21 protein-coding genes are annotated in these 19,851 nt (G+C 52.8%); 11 read left to right on the top strand and 10 right to left on the bottom strand.

What is annotated here, in order from left to right; translation table 11 throughout:
• Positions 1 to 25 precede the first annotated feature (25 nt).
• The 4 genes from ABJI30_RS15310 to ABJI30_RS15325 form a co-directional block, all read right to left on the bottom strand.
• Positions 26 to 877 carry a cyanophycinase gene (locus ABJI30_RS15310; RefSeq protein WP_348017553.1) on the bottom strand — a complete coding sequence of 284 codons (852 nt, stop codon included), beginning with the start codon at positions 875 to 877 and terminating at the stop codon, positions 26 to 28.
• Between the two features lie 150 nt (positions 878 to 1,027).
• Positions 1,028 to 1,750: a hypothetical protein gene (locus ABJI30_RS15315; protein ID WP_348017554.1), complete on the bottom strand. Its 723-nt coding sequence runs from the start codon at positions 1,748 to 1,750 to the stop codon at positions 1,028 to 1,030.
• A gap of 3 nt (positions 1,751 to 1,753) precedes the next feature.
• Positions 1,754 to 2,959 carry a toxic anion resistance protein gene (locus ABJI30_RS15320; protein ID WP_348017555.1) on the bottom strand — a complete coding sequence of 402 codons (1,206 nt, stop codon included), beginning with the start codon at positions 2,957 to 2,959 and terminating at the stop codon, positions 1,754 to 1,756.
• A 171-nt stretch (positions 2,960 to 3,130) separates the two neighbouring features.
• A complete protein-coding gene (locus ABJI30_RS15325) occupies positions 3,131 to 3,835 on the bottom strand; it encodes an arylesterase (protein WP_348017556.1) in 705 nt (234 codons plus the stop codon).
• Between the two features lie 18 nt (positions 3,836 to 3,853).
• Here ABJI30_RS15325 and ABJI30_RS15330 point away from each other — a divergent pair, with 18 nt between their 5' ends.
• Together ABJI30_RS15330 and ABJI30_RS15335 are read left to right on the top strand one after the other, a co-directional pair.
• Positions 3,854 to 4,579: an ATP-binding cassette domain-containing protein gene (locus ABJI30_RS15330; protein WP_348017557.1), complete on the top strand. Its 726-nt coding sequence runs from the start codon at positions 3,854 to 3,856 to the stop codon at positions 4,577 to 4,579.
• Positions 4,576 to 7,101, top strand: coding sequence for an FtsX-like permease family protein (locus tag ABJI30_RS15335; protein WP_348017558.1), 2,526 nt, complete (start codon positions 4,576 to 4,578; stop codon positions 7,099 to 7,101). The genes ABJI30_RS15330 and ABJI30_RS15335 overlap by 4 nt, the downstream gene beginning before the upstream one ends.
• On the opposite strand, the gene ABJI30_RS15340 is transcribed toward ABJI30_RS15335, so the two are convergent.
• Positions 7,098 to 8,057 carry a bile acid:sodium symporter family protein gene (locus ABJI30_RS15340; RefSeq protein ID WP_348017559.1) on the bottom strand — a complete coding sequence of 320 codons (960 nt, stop codon included), beginning with the start codon at positions 8,055 to 8,057 and terminating at the stop codon, positions 7,098 to 7,100. The two genes, ABJI30_RS15335 and ABJI30_RS15340, sit on opposite strands and share 4 nt — an antisense overlap.
• 104 nt (positions 8,058 to 8,161) lie before the next feature.
• Here ABJI30_RS15340 and ABJI30_RS15345 point away from each other — a divergent pair, with 104 nt between their 5' ends.
• The 9 genes from ABJI30_RS15345 (at position 8,162) to ABJI30_RS15385 (ending at position 15,789) form a co-directional block, all read left to right on the top strand.
• Positions 8,162 to 9,082: a tetratricopeptide repeat protein gene (locus ABJI30_RS15345; protein ID WP_348017560.1), complete on the top strand. Its 921-nt coding sequence runs from the start codon at positions 8,162 to 8,164 to the stop codon at positions 9,080 to 9,082.
• Positions 9,055 to 10,014 carry a hypothetical protein gene (locus ABJI30_RS15350; RefSeq protein ID WP_348017561.1) on the top strand — a complete coding sequence of 320 codons (960 nt, stop codon included), beginning with the start codon at positions 9,055 to 9,057 and terminating at the stop codon, positions 10,012 to 10,014. Before ABJI30_RS15345 ends, ABJI30_RS15350 begins: the two co-directional genes overlap by 28 nt.
• 119 nt (positions 10,015 to 10,133) lie before the next feature.
• A complete protein-coding gene (gene typA / locus ABJI30_RS15355) occupies positions 10,134 to 11,951 on the top strand; it encodes a translational GTPase TypA (RefSeq protein ID WP_348017562.1) in 1,818 nt (605 codons plus the stop codon).
• 204 nt (positions 11,952 to 12,155) lie between these two features.
• Positions 12,156 to 12,986, top strand: a complete 831-nt coding sequence (locus tag ABJI30_RS15360) for a hypothetical protein (RefSeq protein WP_348017563.1) — start codon at positions 12,156 to 12,158, stop codon at positions 12,984 to 12,986.
• A gap of 68 nt (positions 12,987 to 13,054) precedes the next feature.
• Positions 13,055 to 13,357 carry a DUF3297 family protein gene (locus ABJI30_RS15365; RefSeq protein WP_348017564.1) on the top strand — a complete coding sequence of 101 codons (303 nt, stop codon included), beginning with the start codon at positions 13,055 to 13,057 and terminating at the stop codon, positions 13,355 to 13,357.
• Between the two features lie 22 nt (positions 13,358 to 13,379).
• The gene (locus tag ABJI30_RS15370; RefSeq protein ID WP_348017565.1) at positions 13,380 to 13,757 is read left to right on the top strand and encodes a hypothetical protein; all 378 of its coding nucleotides are present in this window, start codon (positions 13,380 to 13,382) and stop codon (positions 13,755 to 13,757) included.
• An 11-nt stretch (positions 13,758 to 13,768) separates the two neighbouring features.
• Positions 13,769 to 14,593, top strand: a complete 825-nt coding sequence (locus ABJI30_RS15375; RefSeq protein WP_348017566.1) for an SDR family NAD(P)-dependent oxidoreductase — start codon at positions 13,769 to 13,771, stop codon at positions 14,591 to 14,593.
• A complete protein-coding gene (locus tag ABJI30_RS15380) occupies positions 14,593 to 15,369 on the top strand; it encodes an enoyl-CoA hydratase (RefSeq protein ID WP_348017567.1) in 777 nt (258 codons plus the stop codon). Before ABJI30_RS15375 ends, ABJI30_RS15380 begins: the two co-directional genes overlap by 1 nt.
• A complete protein-coding gene (locus ABJI30_RS15385) occupies positions 15,370 to 15,789 on the top strand; it encodes a VOC family protein (RefSeq protein WP_348017568.1) in 420 nt (139 codons plus the stop codon).
• Between the two features lie 15 nt (positions 15,790 to 15,804).
• On the opposite strand, the gene ABJI30_RS15390 is transcribed toward ABJI30_RS15385, so the two are convergent.
• The 5 genes from ABJI30_RS15390 to ABJI30_RS15410 are packed head-to-tail and all read right to left on the bottom strand — an operon-like array spanning position 15,805 to position 19,799.
• The gene (locus ABJI30_RS15390; protein ID WP_348017569.1) at positions 15,805 to 16,377 is read right to left on the bottom strand and encodes a hypothetical protein; all 573 of its coding nucleotides are present in this window, start codon (positions 16,375 to 16,377) and stop codon (positions 15,805 to 15,807) included.
• A 58-nt stretch (positions 16,378 to 16,435) separates the two neighbouring features.
• Positions 16,436 to 17,335, bottom strand: a complete 900-nt coding sequence (locus tag ABJI30_RS15395) for an alpha/beta hydrolase (RefSeq protein WP_348017570.1) — start codon at positions 17,333 to 17,335, stop codon at positions 16,436 to 16,438.
• Positions 17,335 to 18,240, bottom strand: a complete 906-nt coding sequence (locus ABJI30_RS15400; protein ID WP_348017571.1) for an alpha/beta hydrolase — start codon at positions 18,238 to 18,240, stop codon at positions 17,335 to 17,337. Before ABJI30_RS15400 ends, ABJI30_RS15395 begins: the two co-directional genes overlap by 1 nt.
• Positions 18,241 to 18,245: 5 nt before the next feature.
• Positions 18,246 to 18,653, bottom strand: a complete 408-nt coding sequence (locus tag ABJI30_RS15405) for a GFA family protein (RefSeq protein ID WP_348017572.1) — start codon at positions 18,651 to 18,653, stop codon at positions 18,246 to 18,248.
• A 12-nt stretch (positions 18,654 to 18,665) separates the two neighbouring features.
• Positions 18,666 to 19,799 carry a beta-ketoacyl-ACP synthase III gene (locus tag ABJI30_RS15410; RefSeq protein WP_348017573.1) on the bottom strand — a complete coding sequence of 378 codons (1,134 nt, stop codon included), beginning with the start codon at positions 19,797 to 19,799 and terminating at the stop codon, positions 18,666 to 18,668.
• Positions 19,800 to 19,851: the final 52 nt, after the last annotated feature.

Raw genomic sequence — 19,851 nt, forward strand, 5'->3', positions numbered from 1 at the left:
TGAGATTATCTGTGTGCTTTCATGCTTACAGATTACACACATTATAGTCATCTTCCACCGGCGGGAATGCCTGCCGAAGATTGAGGTCATAGCTGCATCCTTCATGCAATATGTCCATTTTCAATCCCAACATCCCCAATCCCTGGTTGCGATCGGCGGAATGGGCAGATGAATATCGCATTCCGGCACCATCAACAACGGTCACCGTCCCGCTTCCCACAATATCCATCGTGTCTTCCGGGCCGATAAAGGCGGCGGTGTCTTCATCAATTCCGATACCGAGCAAAAACGGGTTGAGCGCAATCGCAGATAGCAAGCGACCCAGTCGGTTTCGTTCGGAAAAATGCTGATCTATGACACCAACATTGGTCAGACCCAGTCCCGGTGCCAGAACCGCTCCGCCTTCCGAAGGGCTTTGATCTGCGCTACCACCAGCCATCATGTGCTCGGACATAATCGAAGCACCCGCAGATGTTCCCGCGATGGGTACACCCCTGGCATTCACCGTTCGGATCGTGCGCGCAACAATCGTCCCGCCCAATATTGTGCTGAGCCGCAGCTGATTGCCTCCGGTCATGAAAATTCCGGTCGCGTTTTGACATCGCTCCGCAAATTCAGGATTATTGCAGTCTTCCCTGCTCGAAATCGGTATTGAACTCGCGTTCGCCGCTCCGAGTTTCAGAAATATCTCTTCGTAAATTGAACCGGTCTCTTCCAACTGGGATGCAGTCGGCAATATCACGATATCCGCGTTTCTGCCTCCCGAAACTTCGAGAAAACGCCTCAAAACCGTTGGATTGGCATCTTTGTCTTCACCGCCGCCGATTGGAATAATATATCCCCGACGGTCCCCATCACTTACTGCCGCAGGGCACATTTCGGAATCCTAGCTTGTCAAATCACTGCACGGCGATATCGCCGTATTTCGCTTTTCACAGAGCAGCGCATGGAGGATTGAGTCAACTTAAAAACCCCAGTGGAATGCTGTTTTGTACCGAATGCCTCGAGGGCGATTATCGCAGCGAAGCTATTCTTCTGCCTCTGCGCTCTTGTCATATTTCAATTCTAGATACCGGCCGCGGATGGAAAGATTGTCAATGTCACCCTTTGCAATCTGCTGCGTAACACCGGCAATTTCCTTTTCTATCAGCGACAAACCGCCGATTAACTGCTCGTCCGGCGTTTTGCCGTTATCAGTATTCTCTTTGCGCATCGGGGCTGGAATAGCGCGATAGCCGGAGATCAGCTCGGGCAAATGCTCACCCATCAATTTGCGAATTTCATAGGCCGCAGCATCGCCTTCATTGAGCTTTTGCAGCTGCGGAGACAGCATATCCAGTTGCGCACCGATATCATTGACGATCTTGATCGCCGGTTTTGGCAAGGCGGGCCGCTGGGCTTCCAGCCATATCTCGGTCTTTCCGGCCAGTGATTTGAGATCCGACTGAACCAGCGTTTCCGGAGTCGGGATTTTCAATTTCGGAAACTTCATCGCGGCCCATATCCCGCCAGCGATCAAACCCGCTGAAATCATCACGCCCCAAAAACCTATCCCGTTCAAAATGCCGCCGACAATGCTGGCACCGACCAGAACGCCAGCCGTCAGCATCGCTGCGCGGCCAATTTTCTTCCAGAAATACCCGCGCTTCATGGCCGCGGATCGATGGCCTATTGACCTGCGGAATTGTGAATCCCGCAATGCCCGATTTGCGTCGGACATGATCTGATCGGAAGTCTCGCCGATGGCCACTGATTATTCCTCCAGCGCGCTCAGCGGGTTTTCAGACGGGGCTTCCAGCTGTGCTTTCGCCTGCCCCTCGGATCGCGCAATATAGCCTTTGGACTTTTCAATCTCGCCAGACAGCGAATTGACGGTTGTCTTCATGTTTTCCAGAGCCTTGATCTTGAACGTGTCGATATTGTCCATCGTATCGTAGACATTCTGGAACGCACGCTGCAGCGTTTCGAGCGGAATGGTTGATGATGCAGCCTGTTCGTGAATCTGGCCAGTCTGGTTTTTCAACATTTCGCTGGTGGAATCGATGACACCGGCGGTTGTCGTGTTGAGCGCACTGATCTGATCGAGAACCAGCTTCTGGTTGGTCAGTGCCTGTGCAACCGTCACACCGGTGCGCAAGGCACCAACAGTCGTCGTGCTGGCACGATCAACGCCTTTGACCAGCTCAACATTGTTTTTTTTCACCAAATCAAGCGCCAGGTAACCCTGAACCGTTACCGCCATCTGGGTCATCAGGTCCTGCGTCCGCTGCCGGACATAGAATAGCGCGCTTTCTCTCAGCGCCTTGGCCTTTGCGGGATCCGTGGCGTCCAGTTCGGCGGCCTTGTCTTCGAGACGCTGATCCATGACTTTGGAAACGTGGATCATCTGTTCCAGACGGCCCATGGCAGCCCACAGATTTTTGCGTTCCACATCGATCGCTGCATTGTCCATGAGCAATTCGTCTTTACCCGAACGCAACCGGTCCAGAATGGATCCGATATGCCCCTGTGCGCTTTTATAGCCATCAAAATAATTGCGGAGCTTGTTGCCGAACGGGATGATGCCAAACAGTTTCTTCTTGGTCGTCAGATTTCCGCGTTTGCCCGGATCCAGATCTTCGACCGTCCGCCGCAATTCGGCCAGATCTGCCCCAATTCCGGCTTCCTCGTCCATCGACCGTATCGGACGATCGAGAAAGCGGTTGGATTGTCCGGCAGCATCGGCAATCTCCTTGCGGCCCATATTGGTAATCTGATCTACTTTTTTGCCAAATTCCGGGCTGTTTTCATCTTGGGCGATCAAATCGGTGATGAAGCCATCAACCTTTTCTTCCAGTTTGGACTTCACCTCGTCCCCAACCGGCACCAGGCCCGCGGCCTTGGTCGGTGCTACGGCTACAACAGGCTCTGGGGGAGTCAGTGTCAGGTCATCGGTCGCGGTAATTGTTTCGGTCGCCATAAGGTCAAATCTCCATGTCGCCGTCTATGTTGCGGCTATCCTGCCATAAATGGATATAAATGCAGCAATATTCAAGCGTTTCAACAACTGTGTTATAATATTAATACAGTCAAGGCAATAGGGGCGTTCGACTGTCCAGTCTGTCCAAACTACATTGCAGATGCCACCTACCTATCCGCTCAGGGCAGAATCAACAGCAGGAGCAATGCGTTCAACGATGACGTCAATACCTTCGGCACTGGGATGCAAACCGTCGGGTAAAAGCAGGGCTGGTTTCCCGACAAGACCATCGAGAAAGAACGGATAAAGGGCGGCATCATATTTCCTGGCCACCGCCGGATAGACGATATTGAACTCATCCGTAAATTCAGGGCCAAGATTTGGCGGCGCCAGCATGCCGGTCAGCATCACCGGGATATCTCGTTCCTTCAGCTTTTGCACCATGGCTTCCATATTCGCCCTGGTATCAGACGGTTTCAATCCGCGCAGAACGTCATTTCCTCCCAATCCCAAAATTAACAGGTCGGGCTTTTTTGACAGGCTATCGAGCACAAAATCCATACGGCGCAGTCCCGCAGCTGTCGTGTCACCGGAGACCCCTGCATTGTGAACGCGGACATCCCTGCCCATTAGCTTTAACGCTTTTTCCAGTTCCGGAGCAAAACCTTCATCCTGATTCAATCCGTATCCGGCATAAAGGCTGTCACCGAATGCTACGATCAGCAAATCCGCCTCAACCGCCAGATCCGCTTCCTTCTCCGCAGCCGTCTCGCCGTTCGGAATGACGCGTGTTTCTTCATCGGGGGCAGGCCCGCACGCAAACAAAAGTTGAAGAACCGCAATGCAGAACCCATATGATAAAAACGTTTTCAACATCGGATACCCTTTCCCGCCATGCCACAAATTTCCGCCGCAACCAGCGACGTCGCAAATACTGAATCCCATATTGCGATTGAAGCCAGCAATGTCACCCTTTCTTTGGGAGAAGGCGATGCCAGGGTCGATATACTTGGCGGGATAGACCTGTCTATTCAATCGGGGAAGACGGTCGCGCTACTCGGCCCATCCGGCTCGGGAAAATCCTCGCTGATGGCGATATTGTCAGGGCTGGAACGCGCCACGGGCGGAAAGGTCCACATTGCCGGCACCGATTTTGGTCAGATGAATGAGGATCAGCTCGCGATTGCACGCCGCGGCCGCGTCGGCATAGTCTTGCAGGCATTCCACTTGCTCCCCACGATGACCGCGCTCGAAAATGTTGCCGTGCCGCTGGAACTGGATGGCCAGTCCAGTCCGTTTGCCATTGCCGCAGAAGAACTTGCAGCCGTCGGACTGGCCGATCGTCTGGGTCACTATCCGACGCAATTATCCGGCGGAGAGCAGCAACGTGTCGCAATCGCGAGGGCCATGGCTTCACGACCATCGATTATATTCGCTGATGAACCCACAGGCAATCTCGACGGAGCTACGGGTGAAAAAATTATCGAGCTTCTTTTCGAACGCCAGAAAGCGACCAACGCAACGCTTTTGATCATCACCCATGATCCGGAACTCGCCAAACGCTGTGATCGCATAATCGAACTCCGCGATGGCATGATCGAAAAAGACAGCGCGGCATGAGTTCCAACGCTAATGAAACCGGCAGTTGGGGCCGGGCATGGACCATTGCACGCCGTGATCTGCGCGGTCGCTTTGTCGGTTTGCGCCTGCTCATCATATGCTTGTTCCTCGGCGTCGCCACGCTGGCTGCAATCGGCAGTCTCACCAGTTCGATTACCGATGAACTGGCCAATCGCGGGCAAGCGATCTTGGGCGGTGATCTGGAAGTTTCGATCGCCCAGCGCGAGGCTACAACAGAAGAAATCGAGACCCTGAACCAGGCTGGTACTTTGTCCCAGACCCTTCGCATGCAGGCAATGGCGCGCTTGCCGGATGGCAGCGATACCCAATTGGTGGAATTGAAAGGCGTGGATGCGCCCTACCCTCTTTACGGGTCATTCACGCTGGAAGATGGCAGTGAAGCACCGGCTCTTGAAGCGGATGGAATTTATGTCACACCCGCATTGATGCAGCGCTTGTCGCTGGAAATCGGTGACCAAATCGACTTCGGTGAAACCAGTTTCACTCTCATGGGCGTAATCGGAGATGAACCTGACCGTCTTAGCGAAGGCCTGTCGCTCGGACCGGTGGCAATTACGTCGCTGGACGGTTTGCGCCAGACCGGCCTTATCCAGCCTGGCAGCCTTTTCGAAGGCAAGTACCGTTTAAAGCTTCCCGCTGAAATAGATCCCCGTGAACTGGGTGACACGTTGGAACAGCAATATAAAAACGCCGCATGGGAAGTGAAGACCCGCGACAATGGTGCGCCAAGCACACGTCGGTTCATAGAGCGGATGGGTCAGTTTCTGACATTGGTTGGACTGGCCTCGCTGGTTATTGCCGGAATCGGTGTGGGCAATGGTGTTGCGTCCTATCTCCGTGGCAAGCAAGGTGCGATTGCCACTCTCAAAATCCTCGGCGCAGACAGTCGCATGATCTTTCAAATCTATCTGTTTCAGATATTTACGGTCGCCCTGATTGCGATCAGTGCAGGCCTCATCGTTGGCGCATTTGTTCCGCTGCTGATCATACAAGTCGCTGGTGACGTTCTGCCCATCCAGCCGGAATTCGCTCTCTATCCGCTGCCACTCGTCATTAGTGCAGCATATGGACTGTTGATTGCCATGATATTTGCATTGCCCCCTCTCGCACGCGCAAAAATGATCCCGGCTGCAGGCCTGTTTCGGGGCGAAACCAGTTCATGGAAGCAGTTTGACCGGCCAACATGGATTGCCGTCGGAACAGCGATCCTCGCCATTATCTTGCTGGCGGTTGGCGGTACAAGAGAGCCGTTATTTTCCATCTGGTTCATCATCGCGGCACTGGGCGTGCTTTTGCTGCTGAGTTTGCTGGGAATGGCCATAAGGTGGCTTGCCAGCAAAGCCCCTCGACCCAGGCAACCCTTGATGCGGCTTGCTCTGACAAACCTTCATCGCCCCGGTGCACAGACCGGTCAGCTGGTCGTCGCACTGGGACTGGGGCTGACGTTGTTCGCGACCCTGGCTGCTATTCAGACCAGTCTGACCAACGAGATTCGGCTCAGCGTCCCGCGCGAAGCCCCCAGCTTCTTTGTCCTCGACATACCGGTGGAACGCACAGACGAATTTACCGCCAAGGTGGTAGAAAATTCGCCCGAAGCCGAGATAAACATCGTACCCACTTTACGCGGGATCATCACGGAGTATGGCGGACAAGTTGTTTCGGAGCTCGATCAGATACCCGAAGGGGCCTGGGTTTTGCGAGGAGACCGCGGCCTGACCTACAGCTCGTCCATACCGGAAGGCAGCGAAATTGTTTCCGGCGAATGGTGGCCGGAAGACTATGACGGCCCTCCCCTCGTTTCGGTTGATGCCGAACAAGCCGGCGCATTGGGTCTCAAGGTTGGCGACAGCCTGACGATCAGTCTGCTTGGAGTTGAGATCAAATCAACGGTTGCTTCACTTCGCGAAGTGAACTGGCGGAACTTCGGGTTCAACTATGTACTCGTGTTTCCGCCAAGCGTCCTCGCTGGAACGCCGCATAACGTGGCCGCAACGATTCAGATCGACGAATCCCGCGAGAACGGCTTGCTGGGTATCCTGCCGCAAGCCTTCCCCTCCATTTCGATGGTGAAGGTCAAGGAGATTGCTTCTCAAATCGGAACAATACTCGACCAGATGGCCACCGCCATCGGATCCGCTGCCTCGATTGCCATATTCTCGGGCATTGCCGTCCTGATCGGTGCGGTTGCTGCATCCCGGCAGGCACGGATTTATGATAGCGTGATCTTGAAACTGCTCGGCGCGACCCGTCGGCAGATCCTGTCTGCACAAGCTATAGAATATGCGATACTGGCATTGCTGCTTTCTGCCGTTGCGCTGGGTCTTGGCCTGTTGTCGGGATGGTTTGTGATTACGCAAATATTCGAATTTACCTGGCAACCCGACTGGCTCGTTGTCTTTCTGACTTTGGGTGTAGGCGCCATAGTGACCTTGGGCATAGGCCTGTTGGGTTCGATTCCGGTTCTTTCTGCAAAACCTGCGCGCGCTTTGCGCGAGCTTTAGTCCATCGCCAGTTTCACCGCCAGCGGCGCCGACAGGGTCAAGCTGCACAGGTGATAGAATAGCAGAGGCACAAGCAGTAAACCTGCTGCATCTGCCGGGAATAGTATTGCGGCCAGCGGAGCGCCCACGGCTATGCTCTTTTGCGCCCCTCCGAACAGGAGGGCCTTGCGGTCGTTTCGAACAAAACCCGCCCATCCGCCAAGCAGCCACGTTCCGCCGAAAGAGAACACAAGCAAGACTGCTACGCCGAGACCGACGATCAGAAATTCCTGTGCCGGAACTTGCTGCCAGATTCCGCCAACCACTGCGCCGGAAAAGGCGACATAAACAGCCAGACTAATTGCCAGACGGTCTGCCCAGCCGGTGATCCCCTTATACTTCACGATCCACGGACGCGCCCATTTTTGGATAAACTGGCCGATTGCAAATGGCAGCAGCAACATCGTCACAATTTTGATGAAAGAAGCGCCAGTGATGATGATCCCGACACTGCTCGCCAACAGGGCGAAAAGCACGGGGGTAATGATGATCGATGACAAGTTTACCGCTGCCGCAGCCACAACAGATGCGCCCACATTGCCTTTTGCGATGGCTGTATAGCTGGCGGCGGATTGCACAGTGGACGGCAAACAGCCCAGATAGAGAAAACCGATGGCAATCATCGATGTGATAAAACTATCGAGGATCATCGACAGAGCCAGGCCGGCCAGCGTCATGGCGCCAAACACGAAAACAAAAATTGCCGATTGCAACCGCCAGTTTCGGATTCCTTCAACAACCTCTTTCCGTTCCAGACGAATGCCGTGCAACAGAAAGATCCAGAAAATCGCAGCTGATACGGCGAACGAAGCATAGGGCACGGCGGCGCCGCTGACCGGCAGCAAAGTCGCCAGCAATACAGCGATGCTGAGCAACCAGATAAACTTGTCGGAAAGGATCAAACGGATTGTTTGCATCACGAGCCTGTAACCGAAACGCCTGGTTTTGCGAACAAAGAAATGTAGCGGCATTTCCCGGAAGGAAGGAATCTGCTATCGTAGAACAAATTGAGGAGATGGATGTGCGATATTCAATCAAGTTACTGGCAGCAGGAACCGCCCTTGCCCTGTCTTTCAACGCAACCGCAATTCAGGCAGCTGGCGGTGGTGGTGGCGGCGGCTCATCTCCCAGTGCAAGCGCACCCCGCTATGATGCAACGGCCGAATATCAAAAGGGCGTCGCCGAATTACGAGCAAAAAACTACAAAGCAGCCGTCAGAGCATTCAAACGATCCCTCAGCGTGGCACCGAAAAATGCGAACGGACAATATTTGCTCGGCCTTAGCTACATGAAAATGGATAGCTACAAAAAGGCCCGCAGGCCTCTCGAGAAAGCGTTAAAATATGACGCGAAGCTCCTCGAGGCGCAGCGTGATCTTGCCATTACCTATCATAAACTCGGTCAGGCCGAAAAAGCAGCCGATGCTCTTGGCGCATTACAACAACGCCAGACTGCGTGCGGTGCTTGCGCTCAAAAAGCGGAACTCGGCGCAGCGGTCAGCGCGGTCAAAAAGGCAATGAACGGTCAGGACCAGGCGTTTCTGGCACCGCTGACGGGCTTTGGATTGGCGGCAGGAACCACTGATGACGCAGTATATCTGAGTGCCGTGGCCCAGATCAACGCAGGTCAATATGAAACAGCACTGGCAGAGCTCCAAGAAGCAGGAAAGAATTTCGGACCACATCCTGATATCTTGACCTATATGGGCTTTGCCAACCGCAAGCTTAAACGCTTCGAAACTGCAGAATATTACTACAAGCAGGCTCTGGCAGTCGCCCCCAATCATCTAGGCGCCATTGAATATTACGGAGAGCTGAAAATCGAGCGCGGTGATATTGCCGGTGCGAAACAGCACCTGGCGCGTCTGGACGGTCTCTGTGCATTTGGTTGCTATGAAGCAGAGGAGCTGCGTCGTTGGATTGTCGAGGCTCAAAGCTCCTAGGCTTTCTGTTCATCATCGCCGGTAGTTCGGCACTGTTTGCGCAGTCGGCCAAGGACCATTCTATTGGTGCGACCAAATGGCTTGCTCCGGATGGACGGGTTGCGGCGTTGACAACTTCACCGATTGTACGGCTTTCGATCAAGAATATCACACCGGCAAAAGTCACCAAGTACGCCGCTGGGGAATCCCTGTTTCACACACCAACATTGTTGGGTGGCCAGGCGGCCAAAGCAGGAATTTCTTGCGCAAGTTGCCATACCAGCGGACGTACCAACATCCATTTTCAGTTCCCCGGCGTTTCCGGTGCTCCTGGCACTGCTGATGTGACACACAGTTTTTTCAGTTCAGTTCGAGGCAATGAGACATTGGATCCGGTTCCGATTCCAGATTTGACCCAACCGGGGAAAATCTCTCACGATCCAGGAGATGCGCAACTTGAGAAATTTGTTCGCGATCTCATTGTTGAAGAGTTTGACGGAGTGGAACCCGGGCAAGCTGTACTCGACGCCATCAGTTTTTATATCCGCTCCCTTGCTGCGCCAACGGACGAAAACGGCGAGATGCAAATCGCACCGCTGACAATTGTCGTGCATTTCGATCGTGCAGAAGAAGCGTTTGAATCCGCAATTTCCTATTGGCAGGACGGAGACCGAAATATGGCATCATTGCTGTTTGCGGGAGCCAGGCACCAGTTGAGGTTGATGCACGAACGGTTTGATCTGGAAGACTTGCGCAAAGAACAGAAGGCGCTCGAGAAACTTGGTCAGAAACTGGGTGTTATACAGCGCGCAACGCTCACCAGCGAACCTCTGCCCTACAATTTGCTGCAGGAATGGACCGACGGATTTTCCAGAGCACGTGACACCTTGGGCGAAACAGCCGATCAGTCTTTATACAACCCTGAAATATTGGCCGCATCGCTGCAGAACTGATTGGTGAGACATTACAAAGTCGTTCTGATGTTGCGGTGCAGCAGGAATCAGGCTAAGGGCGCGGCAACACAGGGGCCGGTCCAGTTTGATCCCCCTCCCTCTCTTACGGCAGAACCAACATGTCTCTTCGCAATATTGCAATCATTGCCCACGTCGATCATGGCAAAACCACGCTCGTAGACCAGCTTTTCCGCCAGTCTGGCACATTCCGTGAAAATGAACGCGTGGAAGAACGGGCCATGGACAGCAATGATCTTGAAAAAGAACGCGGCATCACGATTCTTGCAAAATGTACCAGCGTCGAGTGGAAAGGCACGCGGATCAATATTGTTGATACGCCGGGTCATGCTGACTTCGGCGGCGAAGTCGAACGTATTCTTTCCATGGTCGATGGCGTAATCCTGCTCGTTGACAGCGCTGAAGGCGCCATGCCGCAGACCAAGTTTGTAACAGGTAAAGCGCTAGCATTGGGTCTGAAGCCGATCGTCGTCGTGAACAAGATCGATCGTCCTGACGGACGCGCGGAAGAAGTCCTTGATGAAGTGTTTGATCTGTTTGTGAATCTCGATGCCAATGATGAGCAGCTTGATTTCCCGTCCATGTTCGCAAGTGGCCGCAATGGCTATGCTGGTGCAACGCCTGAGGTACGCGAAGGTGATCTGGCCCCATTGTTCGATACAATTATCGACCATGTTCCCGAGCCAGATGTTGATCCCGATGCAGACTTCAAATTTCTCGTCACCCTGCTCGACCGCGATAATTTTGTCGGGCGTATTTTGACCGGAAAGGTCGAAAGCGGCAAGATTGACCTGAACATGCCGATCCATGCGATTGATATGGACGGCACTGTTGTGGAAACCGGTCGCGCCACCAAAATCATGTCCTTCGACGGACTGGAACGCGTGGCAGTTGATAGCGCAAAAGCGGGAGATATTATTTCACTCGCCGGTCTGACCGATGCCACGGTTTCAAATACCATATGCGATCCCTCGGTTACCGAACCTATCGCTGCACAGCCGATTGATCCGCCGACATTGTCGATGAACTTTGCGGTGAATGACAGCCCTATGGCCGGCCGTGAAGGCGACAAGGTCACCAGCCGGGTTATCCGCGACCGCCTGCTCCGCGAAGCAGAATCCAATGTTGCCATCAGAGTAACCGAAAGCGATGACAAGGACAGCTTCGAAGTTGCCGGCCGCGGTGAACTGCAGTTGGGCGTGCTGATTGAAACCATGCGCCGCGAAGGGTTTGAACTGGGCATCTCCCGACCTCGCGTTCTCTACCGGGAGGAAGATGGCAAGCGCCAGGAACCTTATGAAACCGTCGTTATCGATGTGGATGATGAATATTCCAGCACGGTTGTTTCCAAAATGCAGCGCCGCAAGGCAGAATTGACCGAACAACGCCCATCGGGCGCCGGCAAAACCCGTATTACTTTCTCCGCACCTTCACGTGGTCTCATTGGCTATCATGGAGAATTTCTGTCCGATACACGCGGTACCGGCCTGATGAACCGTCTGTTCGAAAAATATGGCGAATATAAAGGTGTCATTGATGGACGACCAGTGGGCGTGCTCGTATCCAACGGAACCGGAACCACCGCGGCTTATGCGCTAAATGCTCTTGAAGACCGCGGCATTTTGTTCATCGGTGCGCAAACACCGGTTTATGAAGGCATGGTTATCGGTGAGAACGCAAAGCCGGGTGACCTTGATGTCAATCCGATGAAATCAAAGCAGCTCACCAACTTCCGCGTTTCTGGAAAGGAAGATGCCATTCGATTGACGACACCAAAGATCATGACGCTGGAACAAGCCATCGCCTATATCGACAATGACGAACTGGTGGAAGTCACACCGAAAAACATTCGGTTGCGCAAACGCTATCTCGATCCCAATGATCGCAAGAAAGCGGCACGACGAGCGGAAGCGGCTTAAGCGATGGATCATGATCTATAAGTTAAGACCTTTCGTTCGCCGGAAACCTTAAGAATGTATAAGGTTTGTAGCTAAACCAATTGCTGGCTGGCGTTTCTCAATATTCATCAAGCGAGAAAATTATCCGGTTTCAAATCAGGTTTCTTGGGCCTAGTCTGATAACAACTTCAATTGTGATCAGGGGGTCCAATGAGAAAATTTGACATGACAAAAGCATGGTCGAGCAGTTTCACCATGTTCAAAAGCCATGGACTATTAGTCATTTTGTCTCAGGTCATCGTGTACGTAATGATGGGCGTTGTTGGGGTGCTCCTGTTTTCCGGAATGACCGACTTCACTACAGCAACAAGGATCGATGATCCGGGTGCGCTTCCGGGGTTGTTTGCGGGTAGATTTGGATTGATGTTCTTAGGAATGCTGGTGATATTTGCTCTCTCACTGGCGGGGTATTTTATTGCCTGGCGGATTGTGCTTTCGCCCGAAAAGGAAACCTTCGCTGAATCAGTAATTTACGGCCTGATAGCGTCTCTCCCGGCTCTATTTGCGTTTATCGCGGTATATTTGGTCTTCATAGTCGGAATTGGTTTAGTTAGCCTGCTGTTTGGTTTTGGCTTTGGTGGATTCGCCGACATATCAGATTCAACGGACGGCGGTGGCGCGCTAGGTGGCCTGCTCAATATCATATTTTTATGCGTATTCCTGTTTCTCACAGCACGATTTGGGACAACAGGCCCGGTCATGGCATCCGAGAAAAGCTTCAATCCGTTCAGCGCAATGGTCACGTCGTGGAAGATCACGGCAAACAACAGCTTGATGCTGATGCTTTACCTGTTTTTGAATTCGATTGCATTTCTGGTCATTTACTTTGTTCTGGCGGCGATCGCGGTTGCCGTCGGTGCGGCATCGATGATTGCAGGAATTGCGATTGGTGCGGTTTTTTTGATAAGTTTGGCTACTTTCTTTCTTCTGATTCCAGCCGGTATTTTCGTATCACTTGCCAAAGAAGATTTAGATATTGAAGATGTCTTCAATTGAGCTAAATAGCTCAAAAGAAGCGAAATTGGTTTCCTGGCATAACCAGAATTTCCGGAGAAGATTATCTAATGAACGATTCAACTGAGCAGAATGAAAACAAATCCGGACCTGACCTTCCGCCCGACAGGCTCGCAATCAACCCGCGCAGCGCGCATTATGGCGGAGACTTGTTGACACGCGGGATTGGCATTAATTTTCGCGGCGTTCGCAAGCACAGCATTGAAGAATATTGCATCTCCGAATCCTGGGTCAAAGTACAAGCCGGCAAGACGCTTGATCGCAAAGGCAATCCCTTGCTGATCAAACTGAACGGTGAGGTTGAAGCCTGGTTTGAAGATCTCGGAGATGATGCCCCCAAAGCCAGCAAGTGAATCTTACGGGAATTGAACCGTGATGACCCCGCAACGCATTCAGTGGTTCATCGCTCTCGTTTTCTTCATCCTCGGCGGCTGGGCCACGTTTTTCCCTCAGCACGTCATTGATACCGTGTTCCTTCCTGAATACCGGATGGAAGGCCGTATCTTACCATTCATGATGGCCTGCTTTGGCGCTCAAGCATTACTCGCGGGGCTTTTCGCCGCTTTCTCGAAATTCACTTCAACGACTTTTCTGGTCTACGGAATTGCGCTGTTGCCATTTTTTGGATTCAACTACTATTTCACGATCCATGATCCCGTGTTCACCACCATGGGCTTGATTGACGCTTTAGGTAATATCATCATGCTGGCACTCTGCTACGCTGGCTGGAAGAAATCGAGAATAGCAGAATAGGGGAAAAAATTATGGGCTTTGAAGGCAAGACTGTCTGGATAACGGGAGCGTCATCCGGAATCGGCGAAGCTCTGGCACAGGCATTTTCAGCCGCGGGCGCCGACATCATATTGTCCGGACGGCGCGTCGATGCCCTGAATACGGTTGCAAGCGGTATTGCCACCGATACTCTGGTGCTTCCGTTTGAAACAACAGACTATGACGCTTTGCCGGAAAAAGTCGCCGATGCAGTTGCCTGGAAAGGCAGAGTCGACATTCTCGTCAACAATGCCGGTATCAGCCAGCGCAGTCTCGCGATCGATACGCACCCTGACGTCCATCACAAAATCATCAATGTCGACCTGCTCGCGCCAATCTGGCTTACGCAGCTTCTGCTGCCAGAGATGATAAAATCCGGCGGCGGAAATATCGTGGGGATCAGTTCTGTGGCCGGCCGTATTGGTGTGCCTCTAAGAACAGCCTATTGTGCCGCCAAGCATGGCCTGATCGGCTATATGGACGCCCTGCGCGCAGAAACCGAACAACTGCATAATATCCATGTCACCAACATCCTGCCCGGCTCGATACGCACCGATGTGTCGCGTAATGCGCTTACAAAGGATGGCTCCAAACGTGAAAAATCCGATTCCGTGATCGACAACGGGATGGAGCCGGCAGAATGCGCACGTCAAATACTCGAAGCCGTGGCCGCCAATGTCCCCGAATTGATCGTTGCAGAAGGGCCGGAGCTGATGCTCGCCAAACTGCGGCAATCCGATCCGGAGAAACTTTTTGAGATGACGGCTGGCCTCGGCGCTCAAATTGCTGAAAAATATCAATCCGGAGACGATGATTAATGGCGCTTGTCCTGCTTGATAAAAGTGATGGCATAGCGACCATCACATTGAACCGGCCCGACGCCATGAACGCCCTCTCTCGCGATCTGCGCAGCGCGATTTCCGATGCCTGCCGGGACATTGATTCCGATTCCAGCATCCGTGCAGTCATCGTCACTGGTGCGGGAGAACGTGCTTTTACCGCAGGCCTTGATCTTAAAGAACTCGGCGCTGATGGATTGGGCGCGGCAACGGATCAGAATCCGGCCAGTAATCCCTGCCGGGCCATTGAATCATTGTCGGTTCCGGTTATTGGAGCGATCAATGGCGTCGCGATAACCGGAGGATTTGAACTGGCCATGTCTTGTGACATCCGGATCGCCTCCACCAACGCAAGATTTGCGGATACACATGCGCGCGTGGGCATCATTCCCGGATGGGGATTGTCCCAAAAACTGTCCCGGACAATTGGCCTGTCTCGTGCCTGTGAGCTGAGCTTTACCGGAAATTTCCTTGATGCGGAAACGGCTTGCAAATGGGGACTGGTCAATCAAGTCCACGCGCCGGAAGACCTGATGTCAGCGGCGCACGAACTGGCCGCTGACATGGCAACAATCGACAGCCATTTTCTGCAAACCTACAAGAAACTGATCCTGGATGGCTATGACCGGAATTTTGAAGATGCCCTGGCCCTGGAGAAGCAGGTCACAAATGCGTATAACAACGGGGTTTCCGCTGCGGAAGTCGAGCGGCGCAGACTGGCTGTGATGGAACGAGGAAGAACTCTCAATGACTGAATGCGTGAAAGGTTCGACATGAAAGTCAATGCATTGGATCACGTGAATATTATCACCGATGATCTGGCCGGAACTGCGCAGTTTTTCTCCGATATTTTTGTTCTGGATTTGCGCGATGGACCTGCCCCCCTGCCTCGCGAACATGTGCAATGGCTATATGATGACAATGAACGGGCGATTTTTCACATTAACTCCCGCGAAATGACGCAGGCATTTGTCCGTGAAACACCGTCAGGGGCGACAACGGGCGCAATTCATCATGTTGCACTGGACTGCAGTGACCACCATGGCTTCATGAAACGACTGGAGGCGCATTCCATCGATTTTCGGATAAATGACATCCCGTCAATTGCGTTAAAACAATTGTTTTTTACCGAACCAAATGGCGTCTTGCTTGAGCTCAATTTTCGCGGAGAATAGTCGGATAGGCAAGCCTCATCGGAAAAAACAATTGGTTCCGCCATACATCGACTCAATGGCACCATTGCTATCACTTGCGGACAGGAACCCGCCGATAGAACCTTGCCCTCCGCGATCGGACTGAAATTCAATGCCAAGAGTGCTGTCGGCCTGAATCACGATCGGCATCCGCGCCACAATCGTCTCTTTTATTGCCCCCACTCCCACGCCCTCCGGCGTTTTCAGATCCGGTTCGTACCCGTCAAGTAACCAACCGACAAATTTGTCGCCCTGAAAATTCAATGTCAGATCACCAATGGTCACAAACTCCATCGGTCCGGCCCCACATTCTTCATTCTTGCCATTTATACCGGTCTGTTCAAGATGTGCCGTGATTGCTGCCAATGCCGGTTTGCGCGCAGTCCCAAACTCGACCAACTGACCGGTCTTGTCATCAACAGACGGCAACCGAATCCCCGCCGGGTCAATCACGGCATTAGGCTTGGCAATATCTGCCGGCCCGGCTTCTTCCGCTACCTGCGGGCTGTCACAAGACGTCAGCGCCAGTGCAACGCAAAAGACCAGACCCGGATAAAAACTATTCCTCATGCGTTATTCCCTCGTTCCTTAAACTCTAATGTTATGAGAATGCTCTGGCTCAAAAAGATCACGATTTGATATGCGCAATAATCCGTGCCCGAGCAGCAATCGCTTCCCGAATTGGTAGCAGCATCCACACATGTTGCATCTGCTCTCCCGTTATCAATTCAACCCGGACACCGGCTTTTTCTGATTCTGTAACCAGGCGCTGGGCATCCGTATATAACAGGTCATGGGACCCCGCAAACGTAAGGATTTTCGGTAAGTTGCGCAGTGATGCAAATAGAGGACTTGCAGGAAATGCCGCAGGATCATTCCCTTCCCCTGCCCAGAATTGTCCTGCTGTTTTAGTACCTTCCACAGACAACAGCACGTCATGTTTCTCCAGATCCTGTTGCCGGGGATCAGAAGCTGTCGCGTCCAGCCATGGAGAAAGCAGTATGATCTTCCCCGGGGGGTCCTTGCCCTGATCGCGGAGCATCTGCGCCAGGCCCAGACTGTATCCACCCCCTGCACTGTCACCCATGACAGTGATGTTCTCTGCACCATATTTCGCAGCCGCCCGTTCATATGCATCCAAGACAATCGGGTAACTCGTGGCCCAATTATGTTCTGGTGCCAGCGGATAGAGCGGAACGGTGACGCTGGCTCCGGTTCCCTTGATCAGTTTCCGGATAAATCGCCAATGGATGGATGTGATGTTGAACGCATAACCTCCGCCATGCAGATAGAAAATATGCCTGGCACCAGAGCGTTCTCGCGGTTCGTATTCATACACGCGATGACCATTGATATCATGCGTCTTGATGTCCCCGTGTTTGCGAAACCAGCCGATCGGTCCAGCTGGGCCGTTTTTGCGATCACGGGCCAGGAACCGCATGCCGGTGTCGAAGTCCGCAAGCCGTTGCTGAACCTTCAACAGCCTCAGAACGAAGTTTATCAATCGTGCGCGTTTGCTGATCTTCATCAGGACAGAATTTGCGCGTTGATGAATTCGGAAATGTCTTTTCTGGCGCCGATTGCCTCCGGAATGGGAAACAACATCCAGACATGCTGCATTGCCGGGTATTCATGATAGCTGAGACTCACACCAGCCGTATCAGCCTTTTCCTTCAGCTTGCGCGCATCCGGCCACAGCAAATCAAATGTCCCCGAGAACACGGCGATCGGGGGAAGTCCTTCAACATCTCCAAACAGAGGGCTGACCGGCGCACTGGTCACGGCGCCATCATTTCCGGCCCACCATTCACCGGCAGCCCGCAGGCCGTTAATGCCCAAAATACTATCCTTCCGATCGAGTGTCGGTTGCATCGGGTCGGTCATTGTTACGTCCAGCCACGGGGACAGCAGCACCAGTTTACCAGGCAAAGGTTTTTTTGCATCCCGCAGCAACTGTGTCAGTCCCAGAGCAAAGCCCGCACCGGCGCTATCTCCCATGATGGTGATATTCTTGGCACCGACCTTCTCTACCAGGTCGTCATAGACTTCGGTCATCCAAGCGTAGCTGGCTTCCCAACTGCTTTCGGGAGCAAGCGGATAGCACGGAACCACAACATGGGATCCCGTCTGGTCAACCATAGCTCCGAGAAACTTCCAGTATACCGACTGGATATCAAGTACATAAGCACCGCCATGAATATAGAGTATATGGTGATCGCTTTTCGTTTTCGGGGACATGCCAAAAATTGGAACTCCATCACGGTCCATCCTTGTCACGTTAAACTTGCGCGCCATGGCCTTGCCCGGTGCAGCGAGCTTCTTTTTTCGGGCCTTGACCAGATGCGCTTTCAATTTGACCGGATCGGAGAACATCGCTTTTGTTCTCGCCAGCTTGAGGGCTTTACCGAGCAGCCAGGCTCTTTTGCTGGTCAACTGCTTTAACCCGGATTGCCAGGAATCTGTGGGACATCTGCATCGATCTCGACCCAGTTTTGCGCACTTTTCGTCCAGAAATGCATTTGCGGATCAAGATGGCTGGTATCATCCAGCGTACCGGCTTTGACAAATGTCACCCCCGGTTGTGTCGGCAAGGTCGACAGCAGCGGAGATCCGCATTTACCGCAGAAATGTCTCTCCACCGTGTTTCCGGTGTCACTCGTATCTTCGTATGTCGTCAGATCACCCTCAAGGTTCAACTGATCATCGGCGACCGCGAACAGGACGGAATAGGCGCTCCCAGATTGTCGCTGGCAGTTTTTGCAATGACAAACACCAGACATCTGCGGTTCGCCGCTGACACTGTAACTCACCGAACCACACAGACATTTACCCGTCATCGCCATCATATATCCCCTTTTTTACGCTACTTTGCGAACGAACACAGTTCCCGCAGAATAACCTGCACCGAACGAACAGATGAGTCCAATATCGCCATCCTTCAGATCTGAATTATGCTTGTGAAACGCAATGATCGAACCCGCAGATGAAGTGTTGGCATATGTATCCAGCACCGTCGGACTTTCGTCGTCATTGGCTTCATGGCCCAGAACACGTTGTGCAATCATCCGGTTCATGCCGGCATTGGCCTGATGCAACCACAACCGCCTCAAGTCGCCTCCATCAATCTCCATTTTTTCCGCCTGATCGACAATCATTTGTGCAACCATCGGGACAACTTCCTTGAAGACCTTGCGCCCTTCCTGAACAAATAACTTGTCGGGATCATCCCGACTCTCTGCATGAGTGCGATTGAGAAACCCGAAGTTATTCCTGATATTATTGGAAAATTGCGTCTTGAGTTTGGTGCTCATGATTTCCCAGTGGCTTTCGGGTGCAATATCTTTCGCTTCCACCAGTATCGCGGTTGCGACATCTCCGAAAATGAAATGACTGTCGCGATCCCGCCAATTAAGATGCCCGGAACAGATCTCGGGATTGATGACCAGCACCGACCGTGCGCTTCCCGACCGAATATAGTCCGCGGCAGTTTGAATTCCGAACGTGGCGGAAGAACAAGCCACGTTCATATCAAAACCAAAGCCGTCACCCATTCCCAGAGCATCCTGGATTTCCACCGCAATAGCGGGATAGGCCCGTTGCAGATTGGAACAGGCACAAAGCACAGCGTCGACATCTTCCGGTTTGCGTCCGGCATTTGCAAGAGCCTGCTGTGCAGCCTTCACACCTATTTCCGCCAGAACTGAAATCTCTTCATTCGGGCGCTCAGGCAGCTGCGGGCACATGACCTCCGGATCAAGAATGGGTTCTTTGGAGAGCACGAAACGCGACTTGATGCCAGAGGCTTTTTCGATGAATTCGACCGAGCTGGGCTGCAGTTCCTCAAGTTCGCCGGCAGTGATGGCATCGGCATTATCGCGATTATATAACTCAACATAAGCATTGTAACTGGCGACCAGCTCTTCGTTGCTGATACTGTTTTCCGGCGTGAACAAGCCGGTTGCCGAGATGACGGGAGTTTGGGTATCGATCATGAAAAAATTCTCTCAACTTTTTGTTGTCCGCCACGATAAACCTTTGTCCGCC

This window comes from Parasphingorhabdus sp., from assembly GCF_039968395.1.
GTDB lineage: Bacteria > Pseudomonadota > Alphaproteobacteria > Sphingomonadales > Sphingomonadaceae > Parasphingorhabdus.